Here is a 15,383-nt window from a genome sequence, read left to right as displayed (position 1 = left end):
CAGCCAAGGTGTAGCGCGACGGTTAGGTGGTGAATGGTTCTTAGGGGTCGTCCGCTAGATTTTGCAAAGTTCGCTTCCTGCACATCGCTGACCTTGGTGCGCTGTGACGCTGCAGGCATCAGCCCTCAACGAGGTGTTCGACACCCGCAAGTCAGCAATCTTCTTCTCAAGCTCTGAGACACGCTGCTGTACGTCTTTGAGCTTCTTCTGGGGCACCATATCTGTGGGATCAGACTCCAATACTCCAACGATTTCTTGAGTTGGGGCAACTCTGCCTTTCCTGCTGTATGCCAGCCCCTTCTCCTTTGCGTACTCAGCGAGGAGAGGGCGGACATCTTCTTTGCGATACAGAGTTTTCCAGTTCAGTTTCGCCTGTTCCAAAATTAGTTGCGAGCTCAAGGCACGATGCGAATTTGGTGACAAATAATAGTCTTCTTTAGTTTTTCTGATCACCACCTCAAGCGTGGTAATAGCTTCCGCATTCTTGCTGCGACTCATTTTTTGCGCCCCTCTGGGTACGTATTCCCAAGTCTGGAGACGTTAAGCGGTTGCTTCATCAAGCGAGGATCTACCCCTTGCGCGACGGCATTTGACAAGATCACGTCCAATTTCTCTTCGAGTTGAGAGATCTTTTTCTGCTGTTCTTCCATTATTGCAGCGGCGTTTTTTGGTGCCTTTCGGGCTTTCTTACCTTTAGCCGTTTCTCTTTTGCGCGAGAAGGCTGCCGCTTTGTCTAGGTAGGCCGCATGGATGTGAGGGTGTTTGAATAGCTGCTTAGATGAGATTTTGACAACCTTGGATTCAACTTTATCGTGTATTTTTCTCTGGGTGATTTCGCCCCTCATTTGACCAATCAGGACCAAAATTTTATCCACTTTTTCGGGCGTAAGCTTCACGTCAAGTTCCCTGTGATTTGAGACGTTTCAAGCTCTGCCAGCTTTTTTTCGATGATCCGTTCAGCATGGCTGAACTCGATCAATGGGCCAAGGTCGGTATTGCGGATCAGAGTCCCTTCGTTTGCTGGATCCATAATGGCCTCAGCGAGTGCTTGGCTACGAGCGTGACTATGTTCGATAGCCTCTATGGTTGTTTCATTGACCCGCATTCCTTTAGCCTGGCGAGCCCGCAGGGTTTCAAGCGAATTTTGATCTCTTTCCGCCTTCCTAAGGAGCTGATCAGCGGCTCTTTTGGAACCGCCTAGGCATACCAGCCTAGTGCATGTTCTACAGGCACCAGCTCGGTCGCACGGCTCTTGATTGAAGCGGCGGTTGCAGTACCCGAACGCTGTTGAATGCATGTGCATTTTGCGATTGGCCGACGCGTAGGACGCGTTTTCTACATTCGAGTCATCCACGACCCTGATCGTCGGCAAGTTCTCGTCCTCATCGCCGCGCTTGATTTGTTCGACTTGATACAGCTTGTCTGTGTGGTCGTAGTACGGGTTTTGCATAGTACTCGCGCGCCCAGACCAAAATGCGATATGGGCTTGTGGTACGTTTGCACGTTGAGCCATCGTGTTTAAGTAATGGCGCATCTGGTGTGTTGTCACCTTGGGGTATTCACCATTTCGCAGACGGATATCTAAGCGCTCGAAGATCGAAGGCGTAGCGCTATGAGTGTAGCCATCTTTTCTTGTGCGTTCTGGCCTTCCAGCCAAGACCAGATCGATAATATCAGTGCTTATTGCTTCGACCATGTAAGGCCTAGAGTTTGCACCGCTGTCAAACTGAGCCTTGAGACAGATACATAAGGCACTATCGTATTTCACAGATGATAAATCGCTAAGCACGGGCCAGTCGATTGGCAGTTCGTCAAGGCAGGCTCGCTCAATTTTTGAGAAACTGTAGACGGCATAATGTCGCCCAGTACCTCCGTTTACTTGGAGCCTTTCGTGATTGATTGACCTGTGGCCCAGCCAGTTTTGAACCGCACGTTGCGATGCGTTTAGAAGCTTACCAATCTGTTGCTTTGTGATTTCACCGGAAACTCGCGTTTCTTCCAGCTCAGGTGGGAGATAAACTCTTCCTGGCTTCTCAATCATCCATTTTGCTACTTTTCTAGCATCTTCACTATGGGTGCGAAGCCTCTCCAGCGCCAACTGAGCAACAGGCAACATCTCCTTCGGAACGAACTTGATCATCGGCTTCCCGCCCTTGACGGGCCACCATCTGAGGCCAGCATTGAACCGACAGTCTTGGTGGAAAGGTACGTCCGGATCGACGTAGCCCCCGCCTGGATTTTCCAGTACCTCGGCCTGAGCGGGCAAGATGAAGACTTCCTCTTTTCGAGAAGGTGCACACATCAAAAGGGCAACGATGCTCATAGCAACCTGATCTCGTGGAACTTCTGCACGATGGAAGGCTTCTCCCAAGCATGATACTTCCTCCTCAGTCAGATTTTTTCGGAGAAAATTCTCATTCACTCTGCTCCGAAAACGGCAGTCCTGGAGTTCTGGATGCCACCAGTTCTTTAAGTCACGCGCGATACCCACTTCCTCCAGTACTCTCGCAATAGATCGCATGGTTTCAGCAGCCTTCCGCTTATGCGATTTGCTGGCGATCTCGACGACTTTGTTCAGGTCTGACTTTGCTATAAGGTCTGCGCGGCCGGGAAGTCCTCGGCTTTCGAGAACGCGGTCTAAGATGCGGCAGAACTTCACCTTGTGGCCAAAGACATTGGATTTTCTAAATTTTCCTGTTTTTGTGGCGTTTTCATTGAGTTGAAAGGCGAAGTATGCCTTTGCAAAGTCACCAAATGGCAGGTTCATCGCGAACTTGGGATCATTCGCGCGGGACCGCAATCGATCCGCATGATGGAAACCAATCGTTTCTCCCTTGGAATTCCTTGTCCGCTTTACAAAAGCAGTTATGTCCCAAGTGGCACTGTCCCATACGACATGCCCCTCGACACGAGGATCAAGGATCGACAGCTTCTTAGCCCTTGCGATGTATTCCTCGACTGAGATCTGTTGTTTTGACTTGAAATGCAAAGTCATGCGTTGCTCTCTCGCTCTTTGCGCGCCTGGCGCTGCAATTTCTTTGCAGCGAAAACCGCAGCAATGTGCCGATTAAGTTCCCGAGAGTATTCGTCATCGCCATGCATCTTAGCGTCTGCCTTTCTGCCAGCCAGAAGGTGCAGTAACGGGTCAAGCTCGGAATCAATTGAGAGATTGAAATGGCGGCAGAGAAAGCATGCATATGGCGCTGCGAGGCTTTCCAGCGCACTGCAACCTCCGGAAGCGCATGTACCAAGATCAGGAGCACCTTCAGCTTCGGTCGCTGTGATTATAGAACCGACCTCGAAGTCATCAGGGTTATCTTCGATCACTTGGCCCAAGAACCTACCGGCGACATGCACCATCTTACCGTCAAGGAGGCTACTCATAAGCTGATGATGTCGCGAAGCTAGTTCGATGTAGGCCTCGCAGCTTGCAGGGCTTGTATGATGTAGCCATGCCGCGATTTCTTCCGCTGTACACCCTCGCATTGCCATAATTGTCGCGATTGTGTGCCTTTCTCTCAATTGGTTAAACACCATTGGCTCACCTGTACGAGGGCTGATAATGCGCAAACTGGCTAGGATAGTTTGATACCGTGCTCTAGCCCTGTCGGCTGTCATGTGGGCTTCGTATCCCACTGCAGTTTGCCCCTTAATCTTCGTGGAATTTCGAATGTCGTTTGCATGTCTCCTAGTCAAGAAGACATCTGTCTTTGCCCAAAATAGCGGTTGACCTTCATCCCACTCAGAAGCAGGAGTTTCCCCTGTCAATTCGTCTAAATAGGCTTCTAATGCGTGCGTAAACAACATCGGCGCAGGGCGCTTTGGGCCAAACCTTTGGGCTTGGCTCCGTTTCTGTTTCAGTATTTCGAATCTAACCGAGGTTTCCTCGCCATGATGTTTCGGGGTCTTAACGTCCCTGAGTTTCAGGTTCGCCACCATGCTTGATCGCTGCCCATAGAGCCGAAACATCTGAACCAACACATACTGAGCATTGTTGATTTCACCCGTTTCGTACGCGACTTGCAGTTCGCGATCCACAATTGCGATTTCGCCATCCAGATATGGTCCGGATACCGGATCAAGAGTTAGAATGTGAGTTTTCTCTTTACTTTGTGGGGGTATTTTGTGAATAAAATCAGAGGCTTCTTTGTTGATACCTGTGAATCCAAGTTCGAGCCACGTGGCAACAAGGTTCCTCATCGAATAATCGTTGTTAGTTCCGCCGTCCAAACGATACGCCAACACATCTTCTAAACTGATGTTGGTCACTGAACTATTTGTTTGAGCTTGGATCCAGAGGCATGGCCGTTTAAAGGCTGTTAACTCTCCACTAATCGTCGAAGCAAGATTGGATTCAAGCCGATAAGCCACCACTTCCTTGAGCGCGTTTTTCATCAACGGCGACAATACCTCAGTACACCATTCAAAATTGAAGGTAGCAACGCTACCAGTTGCGCTCACTTCCCAATAATTAGAAGTGATATCGAAAGTTTCACCATTGGCAGCTCGGCGGATATTGGTTGGGCGCAGTGCTGGAATGCCGTGAGAGCACGGTTTGTGCTTGTTCATTTCTTATCTTTCTTCTTTGTCGCGGCTTCTTCGGCCAACTTTTCGCGGTGATCGAGCAGGCTAATGTACTCACTTGTTTCTGAGCCAATTATGTTGAGGAATTCCGTATCTTTGGCAGCGGCTCGAGCCTCCTGTTCCGCCCAGATTGTTCGCATGCTTTTCGCGGCGCCAAGATCGGACTCTCCTCCGAGATAGCGAGAGATCATCTTGGACGTTTCCGACCATCCAAAGTGATAAGTGAAGACTTTTCGAGCTTCTTCGCCGCTGGTTCCAAGTTCGTTTAGAAGCTTGGCCATTTCTCGAGCCTTTTTGTGTCGCATTGGGTGCGGGGTCAGTGTTCGAACTCCAGCTGCTCTGGAGGCGTCTCTGAACACATTGTCAATTGCGGTCTTGGACATAGGCTTGCCATACTCAGTGGGATCACGAGCCAAGTTGACAAACATGAAGGAGTTTGAGTTTCTGCCGCTTTGAAAATCGATGTCGTCCCTCACATCCATCCATTCATCGAGGGTCTCGATCAGCAACGGCGACGCTTTCAAACTGATTTTTCGGTCGAAGGTCTTTGCGTTTGGCTGACGTTTCCTAGGGTCTTCTGGGTCATTGTGGCGGCGGACGACCTCGATCAAATCATCTTCGCTCTTATAATCTTCGGTCTTCAATTGACCCAACTCGCCAGCGCGCAAGCCAAGGTCGGAAAACATCAATAAAATTAGGTAGTTTCGTAAAGCTCGAACTCGATTCTTGGGCCAAACATCATACGGATTACAGATCGCTAACCATAGGGCAAAGCGGTCAGCAGCTTCCTCATGATCGTATGCCTTGATCCGGCTTTGCGGCATACCTTTACGTACCTTTCGAAAGTAGTGCGCATAGCTGCCCGGCACTGTGTGATAGCCGCCCTCACGTAGCTTGATCGTTGGTTCCAGGAGTTGTTTGCGGCGGCACAGTTTCCGTTCGGATTCTGGGCTTGGCTTTTTTTGAAGCAAACGATTGCCGTACTCGCCGAGCCACAGGAGGTATTCTTCAATACCAATCTGCCGTTGGATTATTGTGCCAGCTTGAACGCTTCGCTCTTCCAGGCACCTGGTAAGAAACTTCTGCTCATTCATGGGCAAAACCCACGCCAGCTTACGCAAATCCTGGATTTGAAAATTCAGGAAATAGTTTAAGTCTGCTACTTGCTCTAAGCTCAGGCATTCTCCGTCTAGCATTATGTTGTAAAGGTCGACACCTCGGTGAATTGCCCAAAGTTCGAGAATGGTGATGTGAGATAGTCGAGTGGAAATAGTATCCGGGGTGTAGTTGCGCTGACGTGTCTCGCTGACAACCCAAGCCCAAGGCCACAGAGCGATGCTGCCATCTTCCCGGTAGATCGAAAATCGGGTTTCGCCAGCTCGAGTTTGAGTGTGTTTCACAGGTTGCCGGCCTAGTGTTGAAATGGGCTTCAAGGGTTTCTCCGAGGCAGTGGGTGGTCTCCAAACGATACTCGAATGGAGGCCAATCTTCAACAGTCTCAGGCTTGGTGCGATCTTAAATAATTAGCAAGAACAAATGCTTACGCTGTTCTTGCCCCCCAATGGATAGATGAGGGACTGTTCTTGGATTTCAAGGATAGAAGAAGAGTAGGGAGGCAATGGTGCTCTACGATTGGCTATTCTTGCCAATGAGAGCCCTAAGATTTTTTTTCCCAGTCTAACGCGTTTTGAGCTTTGTCGGTGCCAGTTTTGACCAGCGCTGCGAATCACCGGAGAAGCCCGCAACTGCAAATGATCGAAGGTAACAACCTCGACAGCCAAACCAACTTGGTGATACGGATCCACGCGGCCTCACCAGGCTGCACATTTTCAACGATCATCGGCAACAAGGCTTGTACCTGTCACGGTATGATATCTTTGACCGGAGCCTTTCTCAACAGGCTTACCCATCATGTCAGAATTCTTAAGTTGAACGGTGAAAGCTAGAGCCTGACGCAAAGCAGGGCAAAACAGCTCAAAGACAACTCTTGAAATGGAATTTTGATTGGTCCTGGCGGACCAAGGCACCTCGGCACACGCCAGCTATTTGGAGAGCGCGCGTGCCAAGGTGCCAGTCACTCTGAAATGGCCGGGTATTGCGCCTCTCAGTGGTCGGAAAACATACCGCTGTTGGCATTTAAATAATGAAAACGTCTGAAGTAGTTGAGACCATCTGTGTCTCCGTCCGTGACTGTAAGTCAAATCCAGTCAGCAACGTGCACCAAACTACGTGGCATTGGGTGCTGTCGGTCATTTTTGTTCCCAGAACGCCCAATCTTTTAAAGCTCTGTGATAATTGGATTTTTGTGGGTCTTGCGTGTGTGTACGTGGGAACATTTCGAAAGTTCCGTCCAGAAAATACTTGTTCCGTAACACCAAGTGATGACGCAAGTCTTTTGAAGGGGGAATCTGACCTGATGAAAAAATTTTTGTTAATTTACAAATATTTAAGTGCTCGAGGCTTCCTCTGGAACGAAATGGTTGGCATATAAATGGAACCATTTCGACCCATAGGCCACGTGGCCGACTTCCTCGGCATAGATAACCTCAAGCGCGGCAACGGCCTGCTGGTCCTGCGCCTTGCGGAAGATGTCGATCATGCCGGGCGTCACGTCCAGCCCGCGCGCTTCAAGCACCATGGGAACCACCGCCAGCCGACCCATGAGATCATTGGCGGTATCCTCGGCGGCGCGCCACATCCCGGCGTGGGCGGGTAGGGCACCATAGTGGCTGCTCATCCGCGTCAGGCAATCGCAGACCATCTCGAAATGCCGCGATTCCTCTTCGGCGCATTTGACCCAGTCGTCATAGAACCCAATGGGCATGGGCACGTGACCGAAGCGCGCGATGATGTCCCAATGCAGGTCCACCGCGTTCAGTTCGATATGGGCAACCGCATGCAGCAATGCGATGCGGCCCGCCTCGGTGCCCGGTTTCCGCTTTGGAACCTCGCGCGGAGACAGCAATTCGGGCCGATCCGGCCGAGCCGGGTTCAGTGGCGGGGTCGCTGTGCCGATCCCGATCGCCGGGGCCTCACCCTTGCGCGACGCAAACCATGCGGCGGCATGGCGTTTGGACAGGGCGGTCTTTTCGCGCCCGTCCGCGGTGGTCAGAACTTCGGTCGCCATCTGGGTCAGTGTTTTCGACACTGGATCTCTCCGCTTAATCAGATGTGCGGGTCATAAATCGGATGACGACCGTGGTCGAGAGGGTTCACAGCGCCCGAACCGCCTCCAGCACTTCCTCCACGTGACCGGGCACTTTGACCTTCCGCCAAACCCTTGCGACCTTGCCATCGGCATCAATAAGGAACGTCGAACGCTCGATACCCATCGACTTGCGCCCGTACATGTTCTTTTCGACCCACACGCCGTAATCCTCGCAGACCGAGGACGCCTCATCCGACAGCAGCGGCGTCGTCAGGCTGTGCTTGGCGACGAATTTGTCGTGCTTGGCCACACTGTCCCGCGAAATGCCGTAAACGTGAGCGCCCGCATCGGCAAACGCTTGAAGTTGTTCCGAGAAACCGATGGATTCCTTGGTGCAGCCCGGCGTATCATCGCGGGGGTAGAAGAACAGGACGACGGCGCCGCCGCGCAGGTCCGACAACGTGACCTCGCCGCCTCCGTCGCGGGGCAAAGTGAAATCAGGGGCGATGTCTGAAACGTCGGGCATTGGAAACTCCGCTAAAGGTTCTTAAAGGCTGCCCGACATCATAGGGCGGACCGAGCGGGTTGAAAGGCGTGGATAGGAAATTGGTGCAGCTCGAAGACAAAAGTGCGTCGCAGACGGAGGCCCCTCCGCGCCGCCGGTCGCGCCGCCATGTCGCTGCGCGCTGGTCTCTCTGGACTGTCCTGTCGCTGGGATTGCTGGTTTTTGCCGGGTGGTTTTTTCTGTTTGGACAGAACCTGCATGCGCCGGAATGGGTGCGCAAACAGGTCGAACAAAGGCTGGAGCGCAGCCTTGGAGGCCTGAAATTCCGCTTTGGCGATGCAAGTTTCATCGTCAATGAGGAATGGCGCCCCCGGCTGCGGCTGACCGACGTGACAATCAGCGATGCCGCCGGGCAACAGATCGCGCAGGTCGCGGATATGCGGACGCGCCTTTCCATGCGCGGCCTGTTGCGGGGGCGGATCCGACCGCGCCGGATCACGTTGCAGGATGCGCAGATTGCACTGACGCGCGGCCTTGACGGAGCCTTGTCGCTGACCGTCGGGTCCGGCAGCGCCCCGGTGCAGGAAGCGCCCACTTTGGCGCAGCTGATCGAGGAGTCGGACGATGTATTCCTGTCGCCGATCCTGTCCGGCCTTCGGTCCGTCGAATTGGAATCCCTGACACTGGACTATCAGGACCTGCGCCTCGGGCGAGCCTGGATCTTTGACGGCGGCCACATCTCGGTGGTGCGCAGCGGCGATGAAATGCGCCTTTCCACCGGGTTCTCCGTTTTGACAGGGCGCGACTACGCCAGCTCGATCGAAGCGAATTATACCAGCGTGCTGGGCACGCCGCAGGCCGAGTTCGGCGTGACGATCAACGACTTGCCGGCGATAGATATCGCCAGTCAGAACCTCGCGTTTTCCTGGTTGCAGGTCCTCGATGCGCCGATTTCCGGCGCCTTGCGCGGCAGTGTGGATGACAACGCGGCACTGGGTCCGCTGTTCGCCACGCTGAACCTGGGTGAAGGGGTGGTTCAGCCCACGCAGGAAACACGCCCCATCCCGTTCGAATCCGCCCGGACCTATTTCACCTATGAGCCGCGCCAGCAGGTGCTGGATTTCAACGAAGTGTCGGTCGTATCCGCGTGGGGGGCAGTTCAGGCCGAAGGCAAAGCCTTTCTGCTGGGTCTGGAAAGCGGCGCGCTGGAAAGCCTGACCTCGCAACTGCGGCTAAGCAGTATCAAAATCAACCCCGCCGGTCTGTTTCCCGAGCCGCTGGAACTGGCGCGGGCTGATCTGGACCTGCAAATGAAACTGAACCCGTTCGGGCTGCGGCTGGGGCAGATGACGGTCGAGGATGCCAGCCACAGGTTGCGGGCCACAGGGAACTTGCTGGGCAAGCCCGATGGCTGGGCGGTCGAGCTGGACGCGCATCTGGACAGTATGGGGTCGGACCAGTTGCTGAACTATTGGCCCGAACTGCTGGCGCCGAAGCCGCGGGAATGGGTGGCGGAAAACCTTTATGAAGGTCAATTCTCAAAAGTGGACTTCGCTCTGCGCCTGCAACCGGGCGGGAAACCTGACATTTATCTGGATTTCGGGTTTGACGAGGCAAAGATCCGGTTCGCCAAGACATTGCCCCCCATCGAGAACGCGCAGGGGCAGGCCAGCCTGATCAACCGAAGGTTCACTGCCACCGCCGAATCCGGGAGTGTTTTGGCCCGGCTTGGCGGGGCCATCGATGCGTCGGGAACCTCGTTCATTATTCCGGACACGAGCATCAAGAAACTGTCCCCGTCGATCACGCGGATCACCGCCAGCGGCAGCACGACGGCCGCCTTGTCGCTGCTGGACCGGCCGCCATTGTCCTTGTTGTCCAAGGCGGGGTTGCCGGTCGATCTGGCTTCGGGCCAGGTCAACCTGTCCGGGACGCTGGCCCTGCCCATGAAGAAAGGTCTGAAATTCGGTGACACTGAGTTTCATTTTACTGGTGAGATCGATGACGTTCAAAGCGACAGGCTGGTGCCGGGATTCTCTGTCAGCGCGGACCGTCTGAACCTTCAGGGCGATCAGACGGCGGTTCAGATCGACGGCGAAGGGCTGTTCGGCGATGTTCCGATACAGGCGGCGTGGCGTCAGCCCATTGGCGGCACCGAACCGCAGCGCAGCGAACTGACCGGGCAAATCGAACTGTCGCCCCGGCTGATGGCCGAACTCAAGGCCGGGTTACCGCAGGGCATGCTGACCGGGCAGGGATCAGCCGATATCGCGCTAGGCATCGGTGCGGGCGAGCCGCCGAAACTGTCGGCGACATCCGATCTGGCCGGTGTGGTCCTGTCCATTCCCGAACTGGGCTGGCGCAAGGGCGGCGGCACAACGGGGTCGTTGACGGTCGAGGCGACGCTGGGCGAACAGCTGCGCGTCGACCAGCTCAACCTGGACGCGGCGGGCTTGCGCACTTCGGCTTCGATTGCGTTCAAGGAAGGTGGAGCGTTGGACCGCGTTCGGTTCAGCTCCTTCGATCTGGGCAACTGGCTGGCCGTTCCGGCAGAGCTGATCAGCCGGGGCGCGGCGGTGCCGGACATTCGCGTATTGGGCGGGGTCATGAATCTGGGGCGCGCGACATTCGGTTCAGGCAGTGGGGGCGGCTCCGGACCCGGGCCGAAGCTGGACGTCACTCTGGACCGGCTGCAGGTGACTGAAACGATTGCCCTGACCGGGTTCAAGGGCGCGTTTCAGACCACCGGAGGCGTCAACGGCGCCTTCACGGCCAGTCTGAACGGAGGTGCGTCGGTGCGCGGGCAGGTTACGCCCCGCGCGGGGCGCAGCGCAGTGAATCTGACGTCCGGCGATGCCGGGGCGGCGTTGCGGTCGGCCGGGGTGATCACGCAGGCGCGCGGCGGGTCGATGGACCTGCAACTGGAACCTGTTGCGGGACCCGGCAATTACGATGTCATCCTGAAAATCGCCAACACGCGCATTCAGGACGCTCCGGCCATGGCAGCGCTTCTGAACGCCATCAGTCTGGTTGGCCTGCTGGATGAAATGGCCGGGCAAGGCATCTTTTTCTCGACCATCGACAGCCGGATGCGGATCACCCCGACCGAAATCAAAGTGCTGAGCGGCAGCGCGGTCGGCCCTTCGATGGGGCTGTCCTTCGACGGCATGATCAACACGGTTGCGGGCACGCTGAACCTGCGCGGGGCGATCTCGCCGATTTATCTGGTGAATGCCATCGGCAGCGTCTTTACCAAAAAAGGCGAGGGGGTAATCGGCTTCAACTACACGCTGACCGGCCCGCTGAAGCAACCGAAAGTGTCGGTGAACCCGCTGTCCGGACTGGCGCCTCTGTTCCTGCGCAATCTGCTGCGCACTCCGGCCCCCACCGTATCCGACGGTCCCAATGCCCGGCCCGCAAAACCGGATGAGCCGAAACGCACCTATGGGGCGCCGCCATCCGACCGCTGAAATTGGGATGTGGCCGAATCTGACGCGGCATTGTAAGGCGCGCTCATGAAACTCAGCGATTTTGATTTCCACCTGCCCGAAGACCTGATTGCCACGCGCCCCGCCAGCCCGCGGTCTTCTGCCCGTATGCTGGTGGCGGACGGCGACGCCCTATCGGATGCGCATGTCTTTGACCTGCCCGACTGGTTGCAGCCCGGAGATCGCCTGGTGCTGAACGACACCCGTGTCATCCCCGCGCGGCTGAATGGCCGCCGCCACCGCGACAGCGCGCAGGGGCCGGTCTCTGCCGCGATCGAGGTCACGCTGCTGGACCCGCAGGCCGACGGCACCTGGGCGGCCCTGATCAAGCCGCTCAAGAAAGTCAGACAAGGCGAGGAGATCCGGTTTTCCGACGATCTCAGCGCCACTTTGGATCGGGCCGAAGAAGGGCAGGCTTATCTGCGGTTCAACATGACGGGCGAGGATTTCGATGCGGCGCTGGAGCAGGCCGGAGCGATGCCGCTGCCGCCCTATATCGCCGCCAAACGTCCGGCGGATGATCAGGATAAAACCGATTACCAGACGATCTGGGCCCGAAACTCGGGCGCGGTTGCGGCCCCGACCGCTTCACTGCATTTCGACGAAGCCCTTATGCAGGCGCTTGAATCGCGCGGTGTCGCGCTCAGCCACGTGACCCTACATGTGGGCGCGGGCACGTTCCTGCCGGTCAAGGTCGAGGATGTGACGACGCACAAGATGCACGCCGAATGGGGCCGGGTCAGCGCCACAGCTGCCCGCGAAATCAGCGCCACCAAGGCGGCAGGCGGGCGCGTTATCCCGGTCGGGACAACCGCGCTGCGGCTGATCGAAAGCGCGGCCCGGTCCGGACAGATCCAGCCGTGGGAGGGGGAAACCGATATTTTCATCTATCCCGGATTCCGGTTCCACGTCACCGATGCGCTGATGACCAATTTCCACTTGCCGAAATCCACATTGCTGATGCTGGTGTCCGCCCTGATGGGGCAGGACCGGATGCGGGACGTCTATGCGCATGCGATTGAACGGAAATACAGGTTCTTTTCCTATGGGGACGCGTCGCTTTTGATCCCATAAGGGCCGCGATGTCGGGATCGAATCCCTGCAATGTCGTAGACAAGCATGACCAGAGCCGCTTTTCATAGGAAAACGGCGACACAGTTAAGGTCGGCAGATTTCGGAGGCCCCAATGATTCAGGTCCTGTCCAGCGCATGGGCGCTTCTTCTTGGAATGGGCCTGCTTATGGTCGGCAACGGCCTACAGGGTACGATTCTGGGTGTCCGGGGCGAAATCGAGGGGTTCTCGACCCTTCAGATGTCCTTTGTCATGTCCGCGTATTTCCTGGGTTTCCTGGGCGGTTCGCGCCTCGCGCCCGAAATGATCCGCAGGGTCGGACATGTGCGGGTCTTCGCGGCTCTGGCCTCGTTCATTTCCGCGGTGATGATCATGTACCCGATGCTGACCAACCCGGTCGCATGGATTTTGGGGCGTGTGATCATCGGGTTTTGCTTTTCCGGGGTGTATGTCACCGCGGAAAGCTGGCTGAACAACGCCGCCAGCAATGAAAACCGGGGACAGGCGCTGTCGCTGTACATGATCGTGCAGATGACCGGGATTATCAGCGCGCAGGCGCTGATGTTGCTGGGCGATCCGTCGGGCTATGAGACTTTTGTGATCGCCTCGATCCTTGTTTCGGTGTCCTTCGCGCCGATCTTGCTGTCCATTTCACCGACACCCGCCTTCGATACCACCAAACCGATGACCCTGCGCGAACTGATGGGGAAATCGCCGCTCGGCTGCGTCGGCATGTTCCTGCTGGGCGGCGTATTCTCGGCGCAGTTCGGGATGGCCTCGGTCTATGGCGCGCGCGCCGGTCTGACGCTGGTGGAAATCTCGACCTTCGTGGCGGCCTTCTATATCGGTGCGGTCTTGCTGCAATATCCGCTGGGATGGATGTCCGACCGCATGGATCGCCGCTTTCTGATCATGCTGGTCGCGATTGTCGGGGCAGGCGGGTCGCTTGCCGGGATGCTGTTCGGGGTGACGTTTCCGATCCTGCTGATCTCGGCCTTCGTGATCGGCGGCATGTCGAACCCGCTTTATTCCCTGCTGATCGCCCACGCGAATGACTTTCTGGAACACGAGGATATGGCCGCCGCCTCGGGCGGGCTGGTATTCATCAACGGCATGGGCGCAATTGCCGGTCCGTTGATCACCGGTTGGCTGATGGGGGACGCCGTCTTTGGCCCGCCGGGCTTTTTCCTGTTCATCGCCGCCCTGCTGATCGCAATGGCGGGATATGCGCTGTACCGCACGACTCAGCGGGCCGCGATCCCTGTGGACGAGACCGGGACGATGTCGCCGGTCTATCCGACCGCATCGCCAATTGCGCTGGAAGTGGCGCAGGAGGTCGCGATCGAAGCCGCCGAAGCCGAGGCCGAGACGCAAGATGTTGCCTAGGACACGAAATTATGTCGCAAGTGTTGCAATTTTTTACTGTAACAAATCTGTAAAACTGCCTTAAATGACGTTACGTCCCTGGGGAGGGCAACACGACGGAGTTAGGGCAATGGCAGGGCCTGAAGACGTATTGAGTTATTGGTTAGATGAGGTCGGTCCCAAGGGTTGGTATCTGCAGGACGACGCATTGGATGCAGACATTCGCGAGCGGTTTTTGGCCACCTGGGAAGCCGCGAATGAAGGCAGGTTTTCTCTTTGGTTGACATATCCAAGCGGGTCGCTGGCCTATATCATTTTGATGGACCAGTTTCCACGCAACATGTTCCGGGGCAGCGCCAGGGCGTTTGCCTCTGACCGTGCGGCCCTCTCGGCCGCCAAATGCGCGGTGGACAAAGGCTGGGACCTGAAGATCGACGAACCCGCACGGCAGTTCTTTTACCTGCCGATGATGCATTCGGAAAACCTGTGTGATCAGGAACGCTGTGTGCGCCTGATGTGCCAGAACATGACCGACAAGGACTCGGGCAATCTGCTGCACGCACGCGCGCATCGCGAGGTGATCCGCAAGTTCGGACGGTTCCCTTACAGGAACGAAGCGCTCTCGCGCCCAATGACCGAGCATGAGGCGGCCTATGTCGACATGGGCGGCTACGGCACGACGGTCCGAGAGTTGCAGGCCGCGGGCTAGGAGGCCGGCACACACCCGCGAATGGCAATAACCCGGTCGGCGACCACGCCGGCCGATGTTTCTATGGCCGTTTCAATCAGCGCGTCCGGCGACGCAGCCAGGTCCGTGATCCGGGCCTGAGTGGCCTGCATCTTTTGTTCCAAAGCCTCCAACCTGATCAGGGCGTCGGAAATCCACCCTTCGGCGGCAGCGTTCCCTGCGGTGTCACCGGAACGCATCGAGGCAAGTTCGCTCCGCAGCGCCGAAAGCTCTCCGCGCACACCCAGAAGCTCATCCTTCAACGGGGCCACGATCTGGACCTTTTCGGCAAAGGCAGAGGTCACACCCTCCACCGATGACGCCAGCTTCCACCCCAGAAACAGGCACAATGCCACCAGGATGAGCGTCGCGTTCAGCAGTGCAAGCAACAGATCTTTGAACGTACTGGCCATGGTAAGCCTTTCGAATAACTTGGGTTCCTGAATAGCCGAGGGTAGCCGGTTTCTATGTTCTAGCCATTGAGCCATGTGCGG

General features: G+C 56.2%; 12 protein-coding genes. 4 read left to right on the top strand and 8 right to left on the bottom strand.

Annotated elements, in window-relative coordinates; all coding sequences use genetic code 11:
- Positions 1-54 precede the first annotated feature (54 nt).
- The 7 genes from ACR0D8_RS07775 to ACR0D8_RS07745 form a co-directional block, all read right to left on the bottom strand.
- Complete coding sequence (locus ACR0D8_RS07775) at positions 55-498, bottom strand: hypothetical protein (protein ID WP_480645610.1); 444 nt, start codon at positions 496-498, stop codon at positions 55-57.
- Positions 495-896 carry a hypothetical protein gene (locus tag ACR0D8_RS07770; RefSeq protein ID WP_480645609.1) on the bottom strand — a complete coding sequence of 134 codons (402 nt, stop codon included), beginning with the start codon at positions 894-896 and terminating at the stop codon, positions 495-497. Before ACR0D8_RS07770 ends, ACR0D8_RS07775 begins: the two co-directional genes overlap by 4 nt.
- Positions 893-2,995, bottom strand: a complete 2,103-nt coding sequence (locus ACR0D8_RS07765) for a hypothetical protein (protein WP_480645608.1) — start codon at positions 2,993-2,995, stop codon at positions 893-895. Before ACR0D8_RS07765 ends, ACR0D8_RS07770 begins: the two co-directional genes overlap by 4 nt.
- Positions 2,992-4,569 (bottom strand): site-specific integrase, encoded by a 1,578-nt coding sequence (locus ACR0D8_RS07760; RefSeq protein WP_480645607.1) that lies wholly within the window; start codon positions 4,567-4,569, stop codon positions 2,992-2,994. The genes ACR0D8_RS07765 and ACR0D8_RS07760 overlap by 4 nt, the downstream gene beginning before the upstream one ends.
- A complete protein-coding gene (locus ACR0D8_RS07755; RefSeq protein ID WP_480645606.1) occupies positions 4,566-6,017 on the bottom strand; it encodes a tyrosine-type recombinase/integrase in 1,452 nt (483 codons plus the stop codon). The genes ACR0D8_RS07760 and ACR0D8_RS07755 overlap by 4 nt, the downstream gene beginning before the upstream one ends.
- A 1,013-nt stretch (positions 6,018-7,030) precedes the next feature.
- Positions 7,031-7,711, bottom strand: coding sequence for a ferritin-like domain-containing protein (locus ACR0D8_RS07750; RefSeq protein ID WP_480646376.1), 681 nt, complete (start codon positions 7,709-7,711; stop codon positions 7,031-7,033).
- An 85-nt stretch (positions 7,712-7,796) separates the two neighbouring features.
- Positions 7,797-8,258: a peroxiredoxin gene (locus tag ACR0D8_RS07745; RefSeq protein ID WP_480645605.1), complete on the bottom strand. Its 462-nt coding sequence runs from the start codon at positions 8,256-8,258 to the stop codon at positions 7,797-7,799.
- A gap of 83 nt (positions 8,259-8,341) precedes the next feature.
- Between ACR0D8_RS07745 and ACR0D8_RS07740 the strand changes: the two genes are divergently transcribed.
- From ACR0D8_RS07740 to ACR0D8_RS07725, 4 genes are all read left to right on the top strand, one after another.
- Complete coding sequence (locus ACR0D8_RS07740) at positions 8,342-11,707, top strand: YhdP family protein (protein ID WP_480646375.1); 3,366 nt, start codon at positions 8,342-8,344, stop codon at positions 11,705-11,707.
- Between the two features lie 45 nt (positions 11,708-11,752).
- Positions 11,753-12,799: a tRNA preQ1(34) S-adenosylmethionine ribosyltransferase-isomerase QueA gene (gene queA, locus ACR0D8_RS07735; protein ID WP_480645604.1), complete on the top strand. Its 1,047-nt coding sequence runs from the start codon at positions 11,753-11,755 to the stop codon at positions 12,797-12,799.
- Between the two features lie 112 nt (positions 12,800-12,911).
- Positions 12,912-14,183, top strand: a complete 1,272-nt coding sequence (locus tag ACR0D8_RS07730) for an MFS transporter (RefSeq protein ID WP_480645603.1) — start codon at positions 12,912-12,914, stop codon at positions 14,181-14,183.
- 109 nt (positions 14,184-14,292) lie between these two features.
- Entirely contained in the window at positions 14,293-14,871 is a 579-nt protein-coding gene (locus ACR0D8_RS07725) for a DUF924 family protein (RefSeq protein ID WP_480645602.1), read from the top strand.
- On the opposite strand, the gene ACR0D8_RS07720 is transcribed toward ACR0D8_RS07725, so the two are convergent.
- A complete protein-coding gene (locus tag ACR0D8_RS07720) occupies positions 14,868-15,302 on the bottom strand; it encodes a hypothetical protein (protein ID WP_480645601.1) in 435 nt (144 codons plus the stop codon). The two genes, ACR0D8_RS07725 and ACR0D8_RS07720, sit on opposite strands and share 4 nt — an antisense overlap.
- Positions 15,303-15,383: the final 81 nt, after the last annotated feature.

The organism is Ruegeria sp. BG10, assembly GCF_056538575.1.
The sequence above is the reverse complement of the archived record's forward strand: the minus strand, read 5'-3'. Positions and strand labels throughout refer to the sequence as shown.

What these genes read in the sequence shown, in the direction of transcription:
- ACR0D8_RS07765 (WP_480645608.1), bottom strand. Translation starts at nt 2,995, where the DNA reads ATGACTTTGCATTTCAAGTCAAAACAACAGATCTCAGTCGAGGAATAC.
- ACR0D8_RS07725 (WP_480645602.1), top strand. Translation starts at nt 14,293, where the DNA reads ATGGCAGGGCCTGAAGACGTATTGAGTTATTGGTTAGATGAGGTCGGT.
- ACR0D8_RS07730 (WP_480645603.1), top strand. Translation starts at nt 12,912, where the DNA reads ATGATTCAGGTCCTGTCCAGCGCATGGGCGCTTCTTCTTGGAATGGGC.
- queA (WP_480645604.1), top strand. Translation starts at nt 11,753, where the DNA reads ATGAAACTCAGCGATTTTGATTTCCACCTGCCCGAAGACCTGATTGCC.
- ACR0D8_RS07745 (WP_480645605.1), bottom strand. Translation starts at nt 8,258, where the DNA reads ATGCCCGACGTTTCAGACATCGCCCCTGATTTCACTTTGCCCCGCGAC.
- ACR0D8_RS07775 (WP_480645610.1), bottom strand. Translation starts at nt 498, where the DNA reads ATGAGTCGCAGCAAGAATGCGGAAGCTATTACCACGCTTGAGGTGGTG.
- ACR0D8_RS07760 (WP_480645607.1), bottom strand. Translation starts at nt 4,569, where the DNA reads ATGAACAAGCACAAACCGTGCTCTCACGGCATTCCAGCACTGCGCCCA.
- ACR0D8_RS07750 (WP_480646376.1), bottom strand. Translation starts at nt 7,711, where the DNA reads ATGGCGACCGAAGTTCTGACCACCGCGGACGGGCGCGAAAAGACCGCC.
- ACR0D8_RS07720 (WP_480645601.1), bottom strand. Translation starts at nt 15,302, where the DNA reads ATGGCCAGTACGTTCAAAGATCTGTTGCTTGCACTGCTGAACGCGACG.